1 protein-coding gene is annotated in these 759 nt (G+C 40.8%); it reads left to right on the top strand.

Translation table 11 applies throughout. From position 1 onward, the window contains the following. Nucleotides 1-58 precede the first annotated feature (58 nt). Nucleotides 59-759: IS1634 family transposase (locus tag NE473_RS30050; protein WP_432764166.1), on the top strand; the 701-nt coding region annotated here is incomplete at its 3' end.

The raw sequence follows: 759 nt of genomic DNA, 5'->3' as shown, positions 1-759 counted from the left end.
GTTTTAATATATAGCCTTTTTTAGCTTTTTGTGGTAAAATAGGGATGGGGTGATTATTATGAAGGTTGATACAACGAAGTCCAAAAATGCGGAATCCTTTTACATCAGACAATCCTATATAAATTCAGAGGGGAAGTCCACATCTAAGACCATACGAAAACTTGGAACATTAAATGAACTGTTAGTGGAGCATGGACCGACCCGGGATGATGTCATGAGATGGGCAAAAAAACAGGCGGAGATCGAAACGGAAAAGTATAAGGCTCAAAAGGATGTAAAAACAGTATTGATCCCTTTACGTGCTGATAAAAAGATCGATTACAACAAGGAAAAACGGTTTCAAGGTGGATACTTATTTTTGCAATACATCTACTATAGCCTGGGACTAAACCGGGTATGCAGAAAGATTCGGGACAAGCATCAGTTTGAATACGATCTCAATGCGATCCTTTCCGATCTGATCTATACGAGGGTCATGGAACCTTCCAGCAAACGTTCTTCCTATAAAGCTGCCTGTGGATTCTTAGAGAAGCCAGGCTATGAGCTCCATGATGTATACCGGGCCTTAAGCGTCCTTGCTCAGGAAAGTGATCTGATACAGGCAGAACTCTATAAGAACAGCAACTTCTTAACGAAACGTAATGATCATATCCTCTACTACGACTGTACGAATTATTACTTTGAAATTGAGCAGGAGGATGGGGATAAGAAATATGGTAAGAGTAAAGAACACCGGCCCAACCCGATTATCCAGATGGG

It is taken from the genome of Hungatella sp. SL.1.14 (assembly GCF_024460495.1).
Taxonomy (GTDB): Bacteria; Bacillota; Clostridia; order Lachnospirales; family Lachnospiraceae; genus Hungatella; species Hungatella hathewayi.
Note: the sequence above shows the minus strand (reverse complement) of the source record. Positions and strands in the feature narration are given on the sequence as shown.